18 protein-coding genes are annotated in these 17,192 nt (G+C 70.6%); 7 read left to right on the forward strand and 11 right to left on the reverse strand.

The features are described 5' to 3' along the window. Positions 1 to 4 precede the first annotated feature (4 nt). On the forward strand, positions 5 to 712 hold the full coding sequence (locus ACIRR9_RS34890; RefSeq protein ID WP_403760266.1) for a TetR/AcrR family transcriptional regulator: 708 nt from the start codon (positions 5 to 7) through the stop codon (positions 710 to 712). A gap of 55 nt (positions 713 to 767) precedes the next feature. On the opposite strand, the gene ACIRR9_RS34895 is transcribed toward ACIRR9_RS34890, so the two are convergent. Genes ACIRR9_RS34895 through ACIRR9_RS34905 form a run of 3 tightly spaced genes read right to left on the reverse strand, consistent with a single transcriptional unit; the run spans position 768 to position 3,791 of the window. Next, positions 768 to 1,922: an acyl-CoA dehydrogenase family protein gene (locus tag ACIRR9_RS34895; RefSeq protein WP_403261033.1), complete on the reverse strand. Its 1,155-nt coding sequence runs from the start codon at positions 1,920 to 1,922 to the stop codon at positions 768 to 770. A 1-nt stretch (position 1,923) separates the two neighbouring features. Next, positions 1,924 to 2,982 carry an alcohol dehydrogenase catalytic domain-containing protein gene (locus ACIRR9_RS34900; RefSeq protein WP_403760269.1) on the reverse strand — a complete coding sequence of 353 codons (1,059 nt, stop codon included), beginning with the start codon at positions 2,980 to 2,982 and terminating at the stop codon, positions 1,924 to 1,926. Beyond that, on the reverse strand, positions 2,979 to 3,791 hold the full coding sequence (locus ACIRR9_RS34905) for an enoyl-CoA hydratase/isomerase family protein (RefSeq protein WP_403760272.1): 813 nt from the start codon (positions 3,789 to 3,791) through the stop codon (positions 2,979 to 2,981). The genes ACIRR9_RS34900 and ACIRR9_RS34905 overlap by 4 nt, the downstream gene beginning before the upstream one ends. A 168-nt stretch (positions 3,792 to 3,959) precedes the next feature. On the opposite strand from ACIRR9_RS34905, the gene ACIRR9_RS34910 reads away from it, so the two are divergent. From ACIRR9_RS34910 to ACIRR9_RS34925, 4 genes are all read left to right on the forward strand, one after another. Beyond that, on the forward strand, positions 3,960 to 5,498 hold the full coding sequence (locus ACIRR9_RS34910; RefSeq protein ID WP_403760275.1) for a long-chain fatty acid--CoA ligase: 1,539 nt from the start codon (positions 3,960 to 3,962) through the stop codon (positions 5,496 to 5,498). Beyond that, the gene (locus ACIRR9_RS34915) at positions 5,495 to 6,265 is read left to right on the forward strand and encodes an SDR family NAD(P)-dependent oxidoreductase (RefSeq protein WP_403760277.1); all 771 of its coding nucleotides are present in this window, start codon (positions 5,495 to 5,497) and stop codon (positions 6,263 to 6,265) included. The genes ACIRR9_RS34910 and ACIRR9_RS34915 overlap by 4 nt, the downstream gene beginning before the upstream one ends. Before the next feature lie 450 nt (positions 6,266 to 6,715). After that, positions 6,716 to 8,173 carry an MFS transporter gene (locus ACIRR9_RS34920; protein ID WP_403760279.1) on the forward strand — a complete coding sequence of 486 codons (1,458 nt, stop codon included), beginning with the start codon at positions 6,716 to 6,718 and terminating at the stop codon, positions 8,171 to 8,173. A gap of 226 nt (positions 8,174 to 8,399) precedes the next feature. Then, positions 8,400 to 9,224, forward strand: coding sequence for a mycofactocin-coupled SDR family oxidoreductase (locus ACIRR9_RS34925; protein ID WP_403760281.1), 825 nt, complete (start codon positions 8,400 to 8,402; stop codon positions 9,222 to 9,224). Between the two features lie 32 nt (positions 9,225 to 9,256). On the opposite strand, the gene ACIRR9_RS34930 is transcribed toward ACIRR9_RS34925, so the two are convergent. Together ACIRR9_RS34930 and ACIRR9_RS34935 are read right to left on the reverse strand one after the other, a co-directional pair. Continuing rightward, positions 9,257 to 10,264, reverse strand: coding sequence for a zinc-binding dehydrogenase (locus ACIRR9_RS34930; protein ID WP_403760284.1), 1,008 nt, complete (start codon positions 10,262 to 10,264; stop codon positions 9,257 to 9,259). A gap of 162 nt (positions 10,265 to 10,426) precedes the next feature. Next, entirely contained in the window at positions 10,427 to 10,864 is a 438-nt protein-coding gene (locus tag ACIRR9_RS34935; RefSeq protein ID WP_403760287.1) for a hypothetical protein, read from the reverse strand. 220 nt (positions 10,865 to 11,084) lie between these two features. Here ACIRR9_RS34935 and ACIRR9_RS34940 point away from each other — a divergent pair, with 220 nt between their 5' ends. Together ACIRR9_RS34940 and ACIRR9_RS34945 are read left to right on the forward strand one after the other, a co-directional pair. Beyond that, the gene (locus ACIRR9_RS34940; protein WP_403760290.1) at positions 11,085 to 11,849 is read left to right on the forward strand and encodes an enoyl-CoA hydratase/isomerase family protein; all 765 of its coding nucleotides are present in this window, start codon (positions 11,085 to 11,087) and stop codon (positions 11,847 to 11,849) included. A gap of 162 nt (positions 11,850 to 12,011) precedes the next feature. After that, the gene (locus ACIRR9_RS34945; protein ID WP_403760293.1) at positions 12,012 to 12,623 is read left to right on the forward strand and encodes a GtrA family protein; all 612 of its coding nucleotides are present in this window, start codon (positions 12,012 to 12,014) and stop codon (positions 12,621 to 12,623) included. A 90-nt stretch (positions 12,624 to 12,713) separates the two neighbouring features. On the opposite strand, the gene ACIRR9_RS34950 is transcribed toward ACIRR9_RS34945, so the two are convergent. The 6 genes from ACIRR9_RS34950 to ACIRR9_RS34975 form a co-directional block, all read right to left on the reverse strand. Next, entirely contained in the window at positions 12,714 to 13,538 is an 825-nt protein-coding gene (locus ACIRR9_RS34950) for an SDR family oxidoreductase (RefSeq protein WP_403760296.1), read from the reverse strand. A 68-nt stretch (positions 13,539 to 13,606) separates the two neighbouring features. Continuing rightward, positions 13,607 to 14,002, reverse strand: a complete 396-nt coding sequence (locus ACIRR9_RS34955) for a hypothetical protein (protein ID WP_365352154.1) — start codon at positions 14,000 to 14,002, stop codon at positions 13,607 to 13,609. A 235-nt stretch (positions 14,003 to 14,237) separates the two neighbouring features. Continuing rightward, positions 14,238 to 15,476: a cytochrome P450 gene (locus tag ACIRR9_RS34960; RefSeq protein WP_403760299.1), complete on the reverse strand. Its 1,239-nt coding sequence runs from the start codon at positions 15,474 to 15,476 to the stop codon at positions 14,238 to 14,240. Positions 15,477 to 15,525: 49 nt separating this feature from the next. Continuing rightward, positions 15,526 to 15,720, reverse strand: a complete 195-nt coding sequence (locus tag ACIRR9_RS34965; RefSeq protein WP_365352158.1) for a 4Fe-4S domain-containing protein — start codon at positions 15,718 to 15,720, stop codon at positions 15,526 to 15,528. Between the two features lie 109 nt (positions 15,721 to 15,829). Beyond that, positions 15,830 to 16,570 carry an SDR family NAD(P)-dependent oxidoreductase gene (locus ACIRR9_RS34970; protein ID WP_403760302.1) on the reverse strand — a complete coding sequence of 247 codons (741 nt, stop codon included), beginning with the start codon at positions 16,568 to 16,570 and terminating at the stop codon, positions 15,830 to 15,832. Positions 16,571 to 16,625: 55 nt separating this feature from the next. Beyond that, complete coding sequence (locus ACIRR9_RS34975) at positions 16,626 to 17,042, reverse strand: carboxymuconolactone decarboxylase family protein (protein ID WP_403760305.1); 417 nt, start codon at positions 17,040 to 17,042, stop codon at positions 16,626 to 16,628. Between the last annotated feature and the right edge of the window lie 150 nt (positions 17,043 to 17,192).

Below are 17,192 nucleotides of genomic sequence, written 5' to 3' on the forward strand. Positions count from 1 at the left end.
GCGGATGCCGCGACCGCCAGGACACGGTCCCGACTTCGAGGTCAGACGCCAGAAGATCGTCGACACGGCCGCCGAGCTGTTCGCCCGCCAGGGCTACGCCGCGACCTCCGTCAACGACCTGGGCCGGGCGGTCGGGCTCGCCAAGGGCGCGCTCTACTACTACATCGGCTCGAAGGAAAACCTGCTGATCGAGATCCAGTCGCGGGTGCTGACGCCGCTGCTGAACCGCGCGCGGGAGGTCGCCGGGCTCGACGAGTCCCCGCTGACGCGGCTGCGGCTGCTGTCCGAGTCGCTGCTGACGATCATCTTCCACCGCCTCGACCACATCTGGGTCTACGAGCACGAATACCGCAGCCTCAGCGGAGACGAGCTGGACACCGTGCTGCGGCAGCGCACCGAGTTCGAGCGGCTCGTCGCCGGGATTCTCTCCGAGGCCGCCGGGCAGGACATGATCCGTGCGGTCCAGCCCCGGCTGGCGACCCTGGAGTTCCTCAATCTGCACAATCACACCTACCAATGGGTACGGACCGACGGCTCCTGGGATCCGGCCTTCCTCGCCCGCGAGTACTGCGCCACCCTGTTCCGGGGTTTCGGGGCGGCCGACCATGTCCTGGAGGCCGTCGAGGAACGGGCCGAGGCGTTCAAGCGCGAGCGGCCCGGGCTCCCGCTGGACCCCGAGGCCGTCTGGGGGCCGGTCCCGGTGGCAGGCTGATCCGGTCCGGTGGTATGTGGCACACCACCCTGCCGAAGGCGTGCACCGCCGGGCCTCACGCCCGGCGGACCAGGTCCCTGGCGATGACATTGCGCTGGATCTCGTTCGTGCCCTCGCCGATCTCCAGGATCTTCGCGTCGGCGTAGAAGCGGGAGATCTCCGACTCGCGCATGTACCCGTAGCCGCCGTGGATCTGTACGGCTTCGGAGGCGGCGCGGTTGGCGACCTCGGAGGCGTACAGCTTCGCCATCGCCGACTCCGTGGCGTGCGGGCGGCCCTGGTCGGCGAGCCAGGCGGCGCGGTAGACCATGCACCGGGCGGCCTCGAACTCCGTGCCGATGTCGGCGATCTTGTGCGCCACGGCCTGGAAGGCCGCGAGGGGGCGCCCGAACTGCTCGCGTTCCCTGGCGTGCTGGATCGCGAGCGCGAGCGCCGCCTTGGCCAGCGACATGCTGAGCGCGGCCACGCTGATACGGCCCTTGTCCAGCACGGAGAGGAACTGGCGCAGTCCGCCGCCCTCCTCGCCGATCAGGTGGTCGTCCGGTACGAAGCAGTCGGTGAAGACGAGTTCACGGGTGTCCATCGCGTGCCAGCCGAGCTTCTTCAGCTTGCGGCCCACGGTGTAACCGGGGGTGTCCGTCGGCACATAGAACGTCGCGAACTGCTTGCGGCCCTCGTCGTCCCGCCCGGTCACCGCCAGCAGGGTCACGCCCTGGCTGATGTCCGTGCCGGCGTTGGTGATGAACATCTTGGTGCCGTTGACGACCCAGCCCCCGTCCGCCCGGCGGGCGGTGGTGGCGATGCCGGCCGCGTCGGAGCCGGCGCCGGGCTCGGTCAGGCCGAAGGCGCCGAGGGCCTCGCCCCGCGCGAGCGGCGCCAGCCAGCGGTGCTTCTGCTCCTCGGTGCCGTAGGCGAGCAGCGGCAGGGTGGCGATCGTGGAGTGCGCGTTCCAGGTGGAGGCCACGGACTGGTCGGCCGCGCCCAGTTCCTCCATCACCGCCACGTAGGACACCATGTCGGAGCCGGCGCCGCCGTACTCCTCGGGCACGAGCATGCCCATCAGGCCGAGTTCGCCGAGCTTGGTGAAGATGTGGGTGGGGAACTGTTCGTTCTCCGACCACTCGGCCGCGTGCGGCGTGATCTCGCGAGCGGCGAACTCGCGGACCATCTGCTGCAGCGCCTGCGTCTCTTCAGGCAGGTCGAAATCCATGTCACAGTCCCTTCGGGGTCAGCAGAACCTTGAGATGAGCGGCCCGGTCCCCGGCCAGGTCCGCGAAGACCCCGGCGCCCTCGTCCAGCGCATACCGCCCGGTCAGCAGTGCCGATGCGTCCAGGCGCCCGGTGCTCATCAGGTCGATGACCCGGGGGATGTCGAAGTTGTAGCCGAGGGTGCCGAGCACGGACCGCTCGTAGAAGACGAGTTGTCCCATGTCGATCTCGACGTTGCCGTGGCCGACGCCGGCGAGGACGACCCGGCCGCCGCGCCGGACGGTGGCGACCGCCCGGGCCGCGAGCGAGGCCACTCCGGTCGCGTCGATCACCACGTCCGGACCGATGCGGCCGGTGCGCAGGAACACCTCGCGCCGTACGTCCGTCTCCCGCGGGTCGTAGGCCTCGGTCACGCCGAGGTCCAGGAGTTTCTCCCTGCGTTCCTTCAGCGGCTCGCTCACATAGAGGCCCGCCGCTCCGGCGAGCCGGGCCGCGAGCACGACGGCGAAGCCGATCGGGCCGCCGCCGACCACCAGCACGTTGTCGCCGGGGCCGACGCCCGCCCGGGTCACCGCGTGCAGGCCGACCGCGAGGGGTTCGGCGAGTGCGGCCATCTCGTCGGTGACGTTGTCGGGCAGGCGGGTCAGTCCGGCCAGGGGCACGGTGACGCGGTCGGCGAACGCGCCCGGGGAGGCGAGTCCGACGGAGCCGCTCCTGGGGCAGATGTGGTACTCGCCGCGCACGCACCAGTAGCAGGTGCCGCAGCGCCAGACCGGGTCCGCGGTCACCCGGTCGCCGATCGCGATCCCGGGTACCTCGCTGCCCAGGGCGAGGACGGTTCCGCTGAACTCGTGCCCGAGGGCCAGCGGGGGTTCGGCCCCGGTCAGCGGATGCGGGCCGGTGCGGATCATGTGCGGTCCTTCGAGGAACTCGTGCAGGTCGGTGCCGCACACCCCGCACCAGGAGACCTCGACGACCGCCTCGTGCGGCTTCGGCGGCGGCGGGTCGGACACCTCCTCCAGCCGCAGGTCCCCCGCACCGTGCCAGCGCAGTGCCTTCATGCCTCCCCCTCCTCCTTCGTGTCGTCGTGGTCCGCGTGGCCGCCGAACTTCGCCTTGCCGGGGCCGTGTTCGAGGAAGGAACGGAGTCCGGTGGCCGCGTCGGCCGTGCCGAAGACGCCCGTGAACAGGGACCGTTCCAGCGCGAGGCCGGTGGACACGGCGGTGTCGGCGCCGTGGTCCACGGCCTCCTTGATCGCTTCCAGGGCCGCGGCCGGGCCGTCGGCGAGGGTCCGCGCGTAGGCGAGCGCGGTCGCCAGCACCTGGTCGGCCGGGACGACCTCGTCCACGAGCCCGATCCGCAGGGCCTCCTCGGCCCGGACGTTGCGGCCGGTCATCAGCAGGTTCTTGCTCCGGGCCGGGCCGACCAACCGGGTCAGCCGCTGCGTGCCGCCGGAGCCGGGGATGATGCCGAGCCGTACCTCGGGCTGCCCGAGCACCGCGTCCTCGGCGGCCACCCGGTAGTCGGCGCACAGCGCCAGCTCCAGGCCGCCGCCGAGCGCGTATCCGGTGATCCCCGCGACCACCGGCATCGGCAGCCGGGCGATGTCGTCGAACGTCCGCTGCAGGGCGCGGTTCCAGCCGCGTATCTCCTCGGGCCCCATCGCGGCCAGGGCCTTGATGTCGGCGCCGGCCGCGAAGAGCCGCTCCCCGCCGTGGATCACCACGGCGCGTACGTCACGGGAGTCCGCCAGGTCACGCGCGGCGGCGGCGAGCTCCTGGCGCTGCAGGGAGTCGAACGCGTTCAGCGGCGGATGGGCCAGCCGGAGCACGACGACCGGCCCGTGGACCTCCAGACGGATACGTGACACGGAAAACCCCCTTCTCGGCGGAAACCGCCCCCGCACGACGGTTGTAGGTGGCAGCGGAGCGTCGTAAAGTGCCGCTACCTGTTTTATAGACCAATGGGTACACGAAAACTTTGCAGCGGGCAACCGACCGGTCGGAATATTGCTGGTCACCGAACAAGAGAGTCGCCGGTGGACAATTTCGCGAGCATCCTCGACTACCACTCGGCCCAACGGCCCGAGTCCGTGGCCGTCGTACAGGAGGAACGGCACCTGACGGTGCGCGAACTGCACAGAAGGGTCAATGAACTGGCGGCCGGCCTGACCGCGCTGGGCGTGGGCCGGGGCGACATCGTCGGGCTGCTGCTCTACAACCGGCCGGAGTTCCTGGAGCTGGTGTATGCCGTCAACCGGATCGGCGCGGTCTTCCTGCCGCTGAACTACCGGCTGTCGGAGGACGAGTGGCAGTACATCCTGGACCACTCCCGGGCCAAGGTGATCGTGACCGAGCCGGAGTTCGTCCCGGCGGTGGACCGGATCGCCACCGTGCTGACCGGCCTGGACCACCGTGTCCGGGTGGAGGGCGGGGCCGCCACGCCGGGGTGGACCGGTTACGAGGACCTGCTGGCGCGGCACCGGGGCGCCGTGGTGGCACCCGTCGACGTGGAGCCGGGCGATCTGCAGCGGCTGATGTACACCTCGGGCACGACCTCGCGCCCGAAGGGCGTGTGCATCACCTACGCCAACCTGCAGGCGAAGAACCTCGCGCACATCGTCCACTTCGGGCTGACCGCCGCCGACACCACGCTGGTGTGCGGCCCGCTGTACCACGTGGGCGGGCTGGACATGCCGGCGCTCGGTGTCCTGTACGCCGGCGGAAAGGTCGTGCTCCAGCGGAAGTTCGACGCCGAGGGAGTCCTCGGGGCGATCCAGGAGCAGCGCGTCACCAACCTGTGGCTCGCTCCCGCCATGGTGAACTCCGTGCTGGAGGTGCCGGCCCGGGAGTCGTACGACACCACCTCGGTCCGTTTCGTGCTGGGCGGCGGGGAGAAGACCCCGGAGCCCGTGCTCCGGCGGGTCATGACCGCCTTCCCCAACGCCTGGTTCGCCGACGCCTACGGGCTGACCGAAACCGTCTCCGGCGACACCTTCCTCGACCGCGAGCACTGTCTGTCGAAACTGGGCTCGGTCGGCCGTCCGGTGCCGCACACCCGGGTCCGGATCGTCGACGACACCGGCCGGGAGGCGCCGGCCGGCGAGCTCGGCGAGATCACCCTGCGGGGCCCGAAGGTCTTCGTGGGCTACTGGCGGGACGAGAAGGCGACGGCCGCGGCGCTGAAGGACGGCTGGTTCCACACGGGCGACATCGGGCACGTCGACGAGGACGGTTTCCTCTACATCGACGACCGCAAGAAGGACATGATCGTCTCCGGCGGCGAGAACATCGCCACGCCCGAGGTCGAACGCGTCCTGTACGAGCATCCGGCCGTGCTGGAGGCCGCCGTGGTCGGACTCGCCCACCCCCGCTGGGGAGAGGTGCCGCGCGCCTTCGTGGTCTTCCGCCCGGGTACGAAGGCGGAGGCCGAGGAGCTGAGGGAGTTCTGCCAGGCGCGGCTGGCCAAGTTCAAGGTGCCCGCCCGTTTCGACGTGGTCGACGCACTCCCGCGCACCCCCTCGGGGAAGGTCCTCAAGCGGAACCTGCGCGATCTGCCGACGGAGGTCCAGGCATGACCGATGTGACGAGCGATCTGCGCCTCGACGGAAAGACGGTCTGGGTGACCGGTGCCGGGAAGGGGCTCGGCCGGGCGATGGCCGTGGCCCTCTCCCAGGCCGGAGCGACCCTGGCCGTGACGGCACGCACGGCCGACGACCTGGAACTGCTGGCCGCCGAACTCGCCGTCCACGGGGGCAAGGTCCTGGTGCTGCCCGGCTCCGTGGCCGACTCCGACGCCGTACGCGGCGCGGTCGGCCGGATCACCGAGTGGACGGGCCGGCTCGACGCGGTGATCAACTGCGCCGGCGTCAGCCCCCACTTCACCCGGAGCGAGAAGGTCACGGACGAGGCCTGGCAGCAGGTCATCGACATCAATCTGGCGGGCACCTTCTACTGCTGCCGTGAGGCCGGCAAGGTCATGCTGGAGCAGGGCTCGGGCTCGGTCGTCAACGTCTCCTCGGTGCACGCCGGCGCCGGCTTCGAGCGGATCGCCGCGTACGCCGCCAGCAAGGGCGGGGTCGAGGCGCTCACCAAGTCCCTTGCAGTCGAGTGGGCGGACCGCGGCGTACGGGTCAACGCCCTCGCGCCCGGCTACTTCCGCACCGACCTCAGCTCAGGCCTGCTGGACAGCCGCTGGGGCGAACGCATCGTGGGCGGCACCCCGATGGGCCGGGTCGGCGAGGCCGAGGAACTGGGCGGCGCCGCGGTGTTCCTCGCCTCCGACGCCTCCCGGTACATGACCGGCACCACGGTCACCGTGGACGGCGGCTGGACGGCCTGGTAGCGGAGGAGAAGCCCGCAGGACAACCGCATACGCAGGGCTGAGGGGCGGTCGGTGAACCGTCCCTCAGGCATGCCCGGGTCCGGTGGCCGAACGGGGGCTCCTGCCACGGCTTTCCACTGGCTCGGGCGCTTTTTCTTGACCAACCGATTGATTGTACCGACCGTTGGGTCTACTTTACCGGCAGCCGCACCGCATCGGCTGATTCACCGCGCAACCATTCCCGCGTTCCAGCGCTCCGACGACGTCCCGCTCGGCCTGCTCATCGGCTGACACGGGCGGTCGAAGCCCCGCCGACATGAGCCGCAGTTCGACGTCGGCCCTACACCGACGGACTCCGTGCAAGCCCGCCGGCCCGCCCCGTCCAGGAAACACCAGGCCGTGCCCCAGCCGTGCCCCTCCCGGGTCCGCGGCCACCCGCAACGACCTCCGCTCACCCTCGGAAGGCCTCCCATGTCCCAGACACAGACCACGCCACCCCAGACCCCGGAGAGACACCGCTCCGCCACCCGCAACGGCCTCATCGTGGCCGCCCTGCTGTGGGCGGTTCAGCTGGTGTCGCTCGTCGCCGCCCTGTCCGGCGTGACCCAGGCCGCCATCGCGATCCACTTCCAGACCACCCAGATCGCCTGGTTCACCCTGATGACCCTGCTCACGGGCACGTTCTTCCTGCCCTTCCTGGTCAAGGCGGCGGCCCTGTACGGCAAGCGGCGCGTCCTGCTGATCGCCACCGGCCTGGGCTTCGTCGGAGACCTGGTGGCCGCCATGGCCACCGACTACCGCACCCTGCTGATCGGGCGCGGCATCGCCGGCATCTACACGGCGGCCACCCCGCTCGGCTACGCCATCACCCGCGACGTCTTCCCGCGCCGGTGGGTCGGACTCGCCAACGGCATCATGGCGGGCGGTGTGGGCCTGGTCGCCTTCGGCGGTCCCTTCCTGTCCGGCTGGCTGCTCGATACCCACGGCTTCCGCGGTGTCCTGTGGTTCATGGCCATCAGCACGGCCGTGAGCTTCGCCCTGGTCGCCCTCCTCGTCCCGGAGAGCCCGGTGCGCGAACGGGGCGGCCGGATGGACTGGGCCGGCGGCATCCTCCTCGGCGGCGGGGTCACCCTCATCATCTACGGCGTGGGCGAGGGCTCCGACTGGGGCTGGGGCAGCGGCAGGTTCATCGGCTACATGGCCGGCGCCGTGGTCGCTCTCGTCGCCTTCCTGCTCGTCGAACGCCGGGTCGCCGAGCCGCTGTTCCCGGTGTCCATGACGCGGCGCCGGCCGGTGTGGTCCGCCCTCCTGGCCACCGCGGTGGCGGCCGGTGCGCTCAACGCGGTCGGCGTGGTGATCCAGTTGCTGGTGCTGATGCCGAAGATCCCCCACGTCTCCGACGGACTGGGCTGGACCGGAGAGCACAACGCCATCGTCACGAGCCCGATCAGCGCCATGATCATCGTGGGAGCGGTCGGCACCGGCTCCGTCGCCCGCCGCATGGACAGCCGGATCCTGCTGGCCCTGGGTGTCGCCCTGGCGGTCGTCGGCTACGGCATCGGCACGCAGTACCACTCGACCGCCGGCCAGATCATCTCCTGGGGCGTGGTCGCGGGGCTCGGCACGGGTGTGGTCGTCGCGGTCGTGCCCATCATGGTCATCGAGGTGGTCAGCCCCGAGGAGCAGGCGCTGGCCAACGGCGCCCAGAACCTGGTCCTGGGCGTGGCGCAGATCATCGTCTCCCAGCTGGCCTATGTGGTGATGGCACAGCACGGCATGGTCCTCAAGGGAACCCAGTTCTACCTCGACAAGGGCTTCACCAACGGGATCTGGCTGGTCATCGGCTGCTGCACGCTGGGCGGACTGCTCGTCGCCCTCGTCCCGAAGGCCGAGCGCCTCGACGACGCCGAGGTCGGCCGGGCGGCCTGACCCACCGGGGCTCCCGTATGGCGCGCGGCGATGCGGGAGCCCTGTCGTGATGCCGGCCGGCCGACGGCGATGCGGAGCCCGGTCGTGGATCCCGTCCCGCTGAGTGGGCGGGCGGTGTCCGGTGCGCCGCGGCGGCGATCACACTGCTTGCCGGTACGCAGGAAACGGTTCGGCTCCCTTGTACGGGAGGGCGCTGCCGTGGCGTCGGATCGGGAGGCGGGACAGCATGGCGGGGTCACTCGGCGACAGGGTCGCGTTCATCACCGGTGCCGCCCGCGGGCAGGGCCGGGCGCACGCGGTGCGGCTGGCACGCGAGGGTGTCGATGTCATCGGGGTCGACATCTGCCGGGACATCCCCACCATGGACTATCCCAACGCCTCCCCGGACGACCTCGCCGAGACCGTCCGGCTGGTCGAGCGGCAGGGCCGCAGAATGGTCGGCCTGACCGCGGACGTACGCGACTACCGGAGCCTGAAATCGGCGTTCGACGAGGGCTTCGCCGAGTTCGGGCGGCTGGACTTCATCCTCGCCAACGCGGGCATCGTGCGCTTCGCCGCCGAGGAGGGCGACGAGTTCGTACGGATCTGGCAGGACATCATCGACACGAACCTGACCGGGGTCTTCCACACGGTCCGGGCCGGTCTCCAGGCCATGATCGACGGTGGCCGCGGGGGCTCCGTCGTGATCACGAGTTCGAGCGCCGGTATCAAGGGCACCGGCTCCCCGAACGCGGGCGCCCAGGCCTACACCGCGGCCAAGCGCGGCCTCGTCGGCTATATGCAGACCCTCGCGAACGACCTGGCGCCGCACATGATCAGGGTGAACACCATCCACCCGACGGGCGTCGTCAGCGGCATGACCCAGAACGAGGCGCTGGCGAAGAAGGCCGCGCAGGCCGGCAGCGAGATCTCCCAGATGCAGAACGCGCTGCCCATCGAGATCCTGCAGCCCGAGGACATCGCCAACGCGGTCGCCTGGCTGCTGAGCGACCAGGCGTCCTACGTCACGGGTATCCAGCTTCCGCTGGACGCGGGGTTCTGCGTCCGTTAGGCGTCGGACGGGGGGCGGTAAGGGCTGCCGGCTCAGTAGGCGATCGCGACGTGCAGGGCGCGCTCGCGATCGCCGGCCGTCTCGATCGCCTCGACGATCCGGTCCAGTTCGAAGGTGTGCGTGATGATCGACGCGAGATCGAAGCTGCCGTCGGCCATGATCTGCATGACGTCGAGGACGTCCTCGGGGCGGTAACCGCCCGGGCCGATGATCTCCTGCTCACCGTAGGCGAGCCGGACCAGGTCCACCGGGACCGGCTTCGGGTGCACCGCCACGGCACCGATCCGGGCACCTGGTTTCGCCATCTTCTGGATGGTGCCCAGCAGTTCGTCGGCGCCGGCCGCTTCGACGTAGATGTCGACGTCCGGGAAGGTGCCCAGCAGGGTCGTGACCTCGCCGAAGACCTCGGCCGCCCGCTCCTGGACGTCCTGGCTGAGGGAGTTGCAGGTCTCGAAACCGAGCCCGGCCGCCTTGCCGAGGCGGAGGCCGGCGAGATCCACCACCATGACCTGCTCGACACCGAAGCTCTTCAGGGCCACCGCCGCACCGATCCCGATCGTGCCGGCACCGAACACGACCGCGTTCTCGCCTCGTCGGGGCCGGCAGCGCCGCACGGCACGATGAGCCACGGTGAAGGGTTCGATGAGCCCGGCGACAGGTGTCGGAATGCGCCTGTCCACGGCGAAGACCTGCTCTCCCAGCCGGCAGTCGGGCACGAGGATGTACTCCGAGAATCCGCCGATACACCCCGCCCTGCCCGGGTCCCCCTTCACCAGCAGGGGATACGGGTACACCCGGTCGCCGACGGCCAGTTCGGTCACCTCCGGCCCCACCTCCGCGACCTCGGAGACGACCTCATGCCCGAACTCCTCGCCCGCGAGGATCTGGTGCGCTCCCGGACCGTGCCGGTAGACCGCCACATCGGACCCGCAGATGCCGGCGTGCAGATTGCGCAGGAGTACGTCCCTGGGGCCACAACTCGGCTTCTCGCGCTCGGTGATGACGATATCGAAAGGCCCGTTGTAGATGGCGGACTTCATGTCTCGAGATCCCTTTCTCCGGGTTGTCGAGCGCTGAGCCGCCGAGGGACGATGCCCGGGACGCTCAGTGTCGGCCGCGGTGTCACCGCGCCCGTGAAAGCTACTGCCGGACCCCGTCCGATCAGCCGTCGTATCCCGCTGTGCGGACAGCTTTCTCGATCGTCATCGCGTCGTGCAACTCCGGTTCGGACAGCGGCCGTTGCCGCCGACGCACGGTTCAGCGGCCGCGCCCTGGGCCGACGTCGGCCTGCTCGCGCCGAGCCCGCCCGGTGCCGACCTCTTCCAGGGGCGGACACCGGCCATGAGCCGGCGGCTGCCGTCCAGGATCCGGCGGGCGCGGTCCTCCGGTGAGACTCCCAGCCGCTCCAGGCGGCGCAGCGGGACTTCCGCGCTGACGGTCACCTCCGGTGGGAGGAGCGAGAGGATCTCGGCCAGGGGGAACTCTCCGTCCCCGGGCACGGCCCGGTCGTGTCGGCCCCCGGGGTCTGCACCGCGGAGGAAGACGGACACCGCCGCCGCCCCGATCCCGCCGGCCGCCCCGGTCACCAGCACACGACGTCCGGCGAGCGGTCGATCCATGGGTTCTGCCGTTCGGGTCACGCGCTCTCCTTCGCCGTGGTGCCGGCGGCATGGGGTTCGAAACGGCGTCCACACCGCCGTACCCGTGTGCACGAATACCTGAATTGAGTGCACTCATTCAACCAAGTCATGGGATCGAGGCCGGATTCAGTTCCACTCAGTGGAAACACCGGACCGGGTCAGAGGGCCTCACGGGAAAGGTCGCCTTCGTCAAAGGACCTACGGCCTTGAGGATTCCCGCATGGAGACCCCGGCGTACTTCGACCGCTTCCCGGACTTCGCCCTCGACCGCGCGGCGAGCGGTGTCCTGACCCTGCGGCTGCACAGCGGGGGTGAGCCGGCCGCGCTGAGCGTACGGCTCCACCGCGACTTCCCCCGTGTCCTCAGGGAGATCACCGACGACCGGGACAACCGGGTCCTGGTGCTCACGGGCACCGGCGACCGCTTCATGACCGAGATGGACATGAGGGGCGATCGGCAGGCGTTCAAGCCGCTCCACTGGGACGAAATCTACTGGGAGGGCCGCCAGGTGCTGCGCGCCCTGGTCGATCTCCCGATGCCGGTCGTGGCGGCGATCAACGGGCCGGCCACGATCCACTCGGAGTGGGTCCTGCTCGGTGACATCACGATCGCCTCGGACACCGCGTGCTTCCAGGACTTCCCCCACCTAGCGGGCGAGGTCGTACCCGGCGACGGCGTCCACGTCGTGTGGGAAGAGCTCCTCGGCATCAACCGGGCCCGGTACGCTGCCCTCACCCAGCAGGTGATCCGGGCCGACGAGGCGCTCCGGCTCGGCATGGTCAACGAGGTCGTCCCGCCCGTCGACGTACTCCCCCGGGCGCTGGCGCTGGCCGAGCAGCTTGCGTCGAAGCCACCGCTGCTGCTGCGTCTCACGTCTCTGGCGCTCCGCCAGCGACTCGCCCGGCGGCTGGACGAGGGCGCGACGCTGGGCCTGGCCCTGGAGGGTCTGACCATGGCCGACAAGCCCTACCAGCCGCCCGTCTGAGCACCGCCGGACGGCCCACGGCCCCGGCCGCCGCACGCACATGGTGGAGGCGGCTACACCCCTGGTTGGGGAGTACGCATCCTCGTTCCGGTGAGCCCGGCCCGGGATCGTTGAGATCAGCTGATCACAGCGGCCCCAGTGCTCGTCCGGAAGGGAACCACCATGACATCGACGCTCGCCTCAGAGCCGGAGACGTCGCGTCGGAGCCGGCGGACGGAGACCGAGGCGGCGACGGCGCACCGCTCTCCGGCCGCGCCCGGGCCGCTCGCCTCCTTCGTACGGTTCGTGGTGTGCGGCGGAGGCGTCGGTATCACCTGCGGCCCGGCTGTCACCCTGCTCGCCCAGTCGATGCCCTGGACCCTGGCGAACGCGCTGACCACGGTCGCCTCCACCGTCCTGTGCACGGAGCTGCACGCGCGGTTCACCTTCGGGACCGGGCGTCGTGCCGGTGTGCGCCAGCACTGGCAGTCCGCCGGGTCGGCCACCGCCGCCTACGCGGTGACCTCCGCGGCCGTGCTCCTGCTCCACACGGTCCAGCCGTCCGCCGGGGTGATGCGGGAGCAGGCCGTGTACCTCACCGCCTCCGCGCTCGCCGGGATCGGGCGGTTCCTCGTGCTGCGCCTGTTCGTCTTCGCCGGCCGCAAACGCGCTGCCGGGCCCGTGCGGAAGCCCGCTCGGTTCGTCAAGTCCGGTACCCGGCTCCCCGTGCTCTCCCTGGGTCGCCCGGCCGGTTCGAGCGATCCCGCCGGTTCGCCGGCACTCGGTCCGGCGTAGCACACGTGCAGTATGCAAGCGGTCCGACGCACATCGGTGTGCGTCGGACCGCTCGCATGCCGTCCTGCACGGCGCCGGGCCGACGGGCCGTCACTCGTCCCGCACGGCGGCCCACAGGCCGCCGTCGACGACGATGTCGGCGCCGCTGACGAAGCTCGCCCCGTCCGAGAGCAGGAACGCGGCGACCGCGGCGACCTCCTCGCACCGGCCGGTGCGGCCCAACGGCGTGTGCTCGATGAGCTGCCGCACCGACGAGTGCCGCGCCGCCTCCATCCGCGTCTCGGGCGTGTCGAGGGCGCCGGGCGACAGGGAGCAGACGCGGGCGCCCACCGGCCCGAGCCGCACCGCCTCGGCGCGGACGAAACGGTGCACGCCGTAGGTGGCCCACGGATACGCCCACGCCGGATCCTCCACGGCCGGGCCGATCGCATCCCGGATCCTGGTGAGGAAGTCGCCCTCCAGCGGGGTGTCCAGAACGGCCGCGACCTGCGGATCGGGCTCGATGTGAGCGATGAGCGGAGAGACCGAGGCCAGGTACACGAAGGCCGTGCCGGCGACGGCGAGGGGGCGGAGGGCCTCGGCGAGGAGGGCGCCGGAGACGAAGTCGACGCCGAGGATCCGCCGCCAGTCGCCCTCCTCCGGAGGAACGGTCTCGGTGTGCGCGACGGCCCGCAGGGTGCCGAGCCCGTCGGCGCGTTCGGCGAGCCGCGCGAGGTCGTCCCGGTCGGTGACGTCCACTCCCAGCGCCTCTACGACGATGTGCCCGCCGCGCTCCGAGAGGTCCTTGGCCACCGCGGACGCGGCGGCTTCACTGCGGTCGGCGAGCAGCAGCACGTCCACCATGTCCACCAGGCGCCTCGCGCACTCCTCCCCTGTCCCGCGGCCGACGCCGGTGGCGATCCCCACTGTGGTCATGCGTCACTCCTCACCAGAGACACTCGTCACGGCACGAGTGTCTCGCGAGTGCCCCCGGTGCACCGGCATCAGGACGTGCACACGTTCTTCAGCCCGTCGGCCGCGGCGTCGATCTCGCTGGAGTCCGGGTTGGTGTCGCCGTTCAGAATCGCCCGGTTGTAGTCCTTGATCGCCTTGTCGAGGCGGTCCACCGCCTTGTCGACCTTGCCGTCGTCCGTCTTGCTGTTGATCTTGTCGATGTTCTTCTGGATCGTGGTGATGGACTCCTCGGTCCGGGTGGGGTCCTTGGCCGCGTCCGCACCGGCCTTGTTGATGGCCGTGATGCTGTCGGCGATCGTGTCGGCGTTGGAGAGGCAGTCCAGCGAGTCGGTGGGGTCGCAGCCGGTGGCGAGCCCGGCGGTCAGCGCTACGGCGGCCACGGCGGTGGCGAAGGCGGTGCGGTGTCGGCGGCGGATGACGGCCATGGGACGGTCCCTTCCTGATGTCGGCTCAGCTCGGCGACGGAGCCGCGGAGTCTGATCTCTGCCGACAACGATCCCGTCGCTCCCCCGTCCGCCACGAGGGAGCGAGCTACCCGAGCCGAGGTGTAGCCCGCTACACCCGGCAGGATCCCCCTGACCGCGAGCGGAATGCGAAGACGCCGGTCACACCCCAGTGGGCGGAACCGGCGTCCGGTGCGAGGTGGGGCAGTCGTCCCGGCTACCAGGTGACCGGCAGTTCGCGGACACCGAAGGCGAGCGCGTCGGCCGGGCGGAAGTCCAGTTCGTCACGGTCGACCGCGAGGCGCAGCGTGGGGATACGGCGGTAGAGGGTGCCGTAGACCACCTGGAGTTCGATACGGGCGAGTTGCTGGCCGAGGCACTGGTGGATGCCCCAGCCGAAGGCGTGGTGGTGGCGGGAGTCACGGGTGAGGTCGAGCTTCTCCGGCTCGGGGAACGCCTCGGGGTCCCAGTTGCCTGCGGGCAGCGGTACGACGATGCCGTCGCCGTTCTTGATCTGGGCGCCCTCGAACTCGAAGTCCTCGGCGGCTATGCGCCGTTGACCGAACATCGCGATGGTCAGGTAGCGCAGGATCTCCTCGACCGCGGGAGCGGCGTCCTTCGTGTCCTCGATCTCCCGCATCCGCGCCAGTTGTTCGGGGTGTTCAAGAAGCAGGGCGGTGCCCAGCGTGATCATGCTCGCGCTGGTCTCGTGACCGGCGATCAGCAGGATCATGCACAGCAGGGTGGCTTCGGGGAGGGTGATGTCACCGTCCTTGATACGCGCGGCGAAGTCCGAGAGGACGTCGTCGGCGGGCTCTTCCATCTTCTTCCGGAGCAGCCGCGCGAGGTAGCCGCCCAGCGCCTCGCTCGCCCGCCGGTCGTCCTCCGCGGTCTTGTCGCTGCGGGTGGCGACGGACGCGTGCTCCTGGAAGAACTCGTGGTCCTCGTACGGCACTCCGAGCAGCGCGCAGATCATCAGCGAGGGCAGCGGCAGCGACAGGGCGGTGACCAGGTCGGCCGGCTTGGGCCCGGCCAGCATCTTGTCGATGAGGTCGTCGGTGAACCTCTGGATCTCCGGTCGCAGCGCCTCCATGCGGGGCCGGGTGAAGGGGCGCGTCATCATGCGGCGGATCCGGGCGTGGTCGGCGCCGTCGGCGTTGAAGATGGTCAGCGGGTGGTGGTGGGCGTTCTCGGCCATGGCCCGGTTGGGGTACGGGAATCCCGACCGTTTGTCGTCCGAACTCACCCTCGGGTCGGACAGGATGGCGCGCTGTGCGGCATGACCGGTCACGAGCCAGGGGGTGCTGCCGTCCCAGATCCGGCCCCGGGAGACGGGCGCCGTCTCGTTCAGGGCGCGCAGCCCGGGCGGCGGCGCGAAGGGGCACTTGGCGTCGCGGTCGTCCTGGTAGTAGTAGACCTGCTCGTCGGGGGCGAGCGGGGCCTCTGCTTCAGGCATGGGTTCTCCTACGGTGGTGAGTGGGGGGAAGGGGCGGGCTCGGGACGCGCTATTCCTCGATGCGGATGGCGAGGGCCGGACATACGGCTGCCGCGTTGCGGACCTCGTCGGCCAGCTCCGCCGGCGGGTTCTCGTTCAGCAGGACGACGATGCCGTCGTCCTCGCGCTGGTCGAACACGTCCGCGGCGGCGGCCACGCACTGTCCGGCCGCGACACACTTCTCCTCGTCGACGACGACCTTCATGGGATCTCTCCAGTTCGTCCAGCGGGTCGGGGTGGAGGCCCGGCAGACGACGACGACCTCCAGTCGCCTGCCGGGCCGGCTCGGTGTCGAGACACTGCGTCGGCAGGGCTCAGACGAGGTAGCGCCCGCCGTTGGCGCTCAGGCTCTGACCGGTCACATAACCGGCCTCCTCCGAGGCGAGGTAGGCCACCGCGTAGGCGACGTCCTCCGGCTGTCCGGCCCGCTTCATCGGCATGGTGGCCGCGACCGCGTCGACATCGACGGGACCCTCACGCACCAGCGGGGTGTCGATGAAACCGGGCGGGACGTGGTTGACGGTGATGCCCTTGTCCGCGTACTCGATCGCGAGCGCCCGGGTCAGCCCGATCACCCCGCCCTTGGACGCCGCGTAGTGGGCCATGGCCGGAGCCCCGGTCTGCGCGGACGAGGACGAGATGTTGACGATCCGCCCCCAGCCCGCGTCCAGCATGTCCGGCACCAGCTCCTTCGTGACCAGGAACGGCCCCTTCAGATTGACACCGATCATCCGGTCCCAGGCATCCTCGGCGATGCTGGTGAACGGCTGATAAGCCGTGATCCCCGCGTTGTTGACCAGGATCGTCACCGGCCCCAGCTCCCGCCGGGTCCGCGCCGCCGCCTCGGCGACAGCACCGGCATCGGCCGCATCACCCCCGACCGCGATCGCCGTACCACCCGCCTCCTGAATGGCCGTCGCGGTCTTCTCGGCACCTTCGAGGTTCAGATCCCACACCGCGACCGACGCGCCTCGCGCGGCCAGCACCGTCGCGACCGCCTGCCCGATGCCACGGGCACCGCCGGTGACGACCGCGATCTTTCCTTCCAGCGACATACGTGCTCCTGGTTCGCCTGATTCGTTCGGCCGGTTCGGACGCCGCCCGGAACCGCTACTCGCCCAGCGCCTCGCGCGCCGCGGTCCGAGCCGCCACCGCGGCGGGGAAACCGGCGTAGCCGGCGGCGTGGTAGAGGACCTCCGCGATCTCGTCCCTGGTCAGACCGTTGGTGAGGGCGATCCGGACGTGGGTCCGCAGTTCCGTCTCGGCCCGCAGCGCGATCAGCAGGCCCAGCGTGACCAGGCTGCGGTCCCTGGGGCTGAGGCCCTCGCGGCCCCACAGGGCGCCCCAGACACTCGTCAGGCCGATGTCCACCAGTTCCTCGCCGATACGGCCGTCGCGCAGGTCGACGTCCCCCTCCGGGAAGACCCCGGGCAACGCCGCACGCATGGCCTTCCAGCCGGCGGCTCGCAGATCGTCGGGGGTCCCGGACACCTCTTCGGCGGGCTCCCGGACGTCTTTGGGTGTCATACACGACTCCTCTGACACGGCTCTGTGTGGTTCGCCTGAGCGAAAGTTAATTCAATCGGTCGGTACAATCAATGCTTTCGCGGATCCGTCGATCGCCGACCCGGGCGACACCCGACAGCCGCCGAACCCGCACCGCCGAACCCGCACCGG

This window comes from Streptomyces sp. NPDC101234 (genome assembly GCF_044767525.1).
GTDB classification, from domain to species: Bacteria; Actinomycetota; Actinomycetes; order Streptomycetales; family Streptomycetaceae; genus Streptomyces; species Streptomyces sasae.

Coding starts and splice junctions, on each gene's coding strand:
- ACIRR9_RS34970 (WP_403760302.1), bottom strand. CDS start 16,570: ATGTCGCTGGAAGGAAAGATCGCGGTCGTCACCGGCGGTGCCCGTGGC.
- ACIRR9_RS34940 (WP_403760290.1), top strand. CDS start 11,085: ATGGAGACCCCGGCGTACTTCGACCGCTTCCCGGACTTCGCCCTCGAC.
- ACIRR9_RS34900 (WP_403760269.1), bottom strand. CDS start 2,982: ATGAAGGCACTGCGCTGGCACGGTGCGGGGGACCTGCGGCTGGAGGAG.
- ACIRR9_RS34950 (WP_403760296.1), bottom strand. CDS start 13,538: ATGACCACAGTGGGGATCGCCACCGGCGTCGGCCGCGGGACAGGGGAG.
- ACIRR9_RS34925 (WP_403760281.1), top strand. CDS start 8,400: ATGGCGGGGTCACTCGGCGACAGGGTCGCGTTCATCACCGGTGCCGCC.
- ACIRR9_RS34915 (WP_403760277.1), top strand. CDS start 5,495: ATGACCGATGTGACGAGCGATCTGCGCCTCGACGGAAAGACGGTCTGG.
- ACIRR9_RS34930 (WP_403760284.1), bottom strand. CDS start 10,264: ATGAAGTCCGCCATCTACAACGGGCCTTTCGATATCGTCATCACCGAG.
- ACIRR9_RS34920 (WP_403760279.1), top strand. CDS start 6,716: ATGTCCCAGACACAGACCACGCCACCCCAGACCCCGGAGAGACACCGC.
- ACIRR9_RS34895 (WP_403261033.1), bottom strand. CDS start 1,922: ATGGATTTCGACCTGCCTGAAGAGACGCAGGCGCTGCAGCAGATGGTC.
- ACIRR9_RS34890 (WP_403760266.1), top strand. CDS start 5: ATGCCGCGACCGCCAGGACACGGTCCCGACTTCGAGGTCAGACGCCAG.
- ACIRR9_RS34975 (WP_403760305.1), bottom strand. CDS start 17,042: ATGACACCCAAAGACGTCCGGGAGCCCGCCGAAGAGGTGTCCGGGACC.
- ACIRR9_RS34965 (WP_365352158.1), bottom strand. CDS start 15,720: ATGAAGGTCGTCGTCGACGAGGAGAAGTGTGTCGCGGCCGGACAGTGC.
- ACIRR9_RS34960 (WP_403760299.1), bottom strand. CDS start 15,476: ATGCCTGAAGCAGAGGCCCCGCTCGCCCCCGACGAGCAGGTCTACTAC.
- ACIRR9_RS34955 (WP_365352154.1), bottom strand. CDS start 14,002: ATGGCCGTCATCCGCCGCCGACACCGCACCGCCTTCGCCACCGCCGTG.
- ACIRR9_RS34945 (WP_403760293.1), top strand. CDS start 12,012: ATGACATCGACGCTCGCCTCAGAGCCGGAGACGTCGCGTCGGAGCCGG.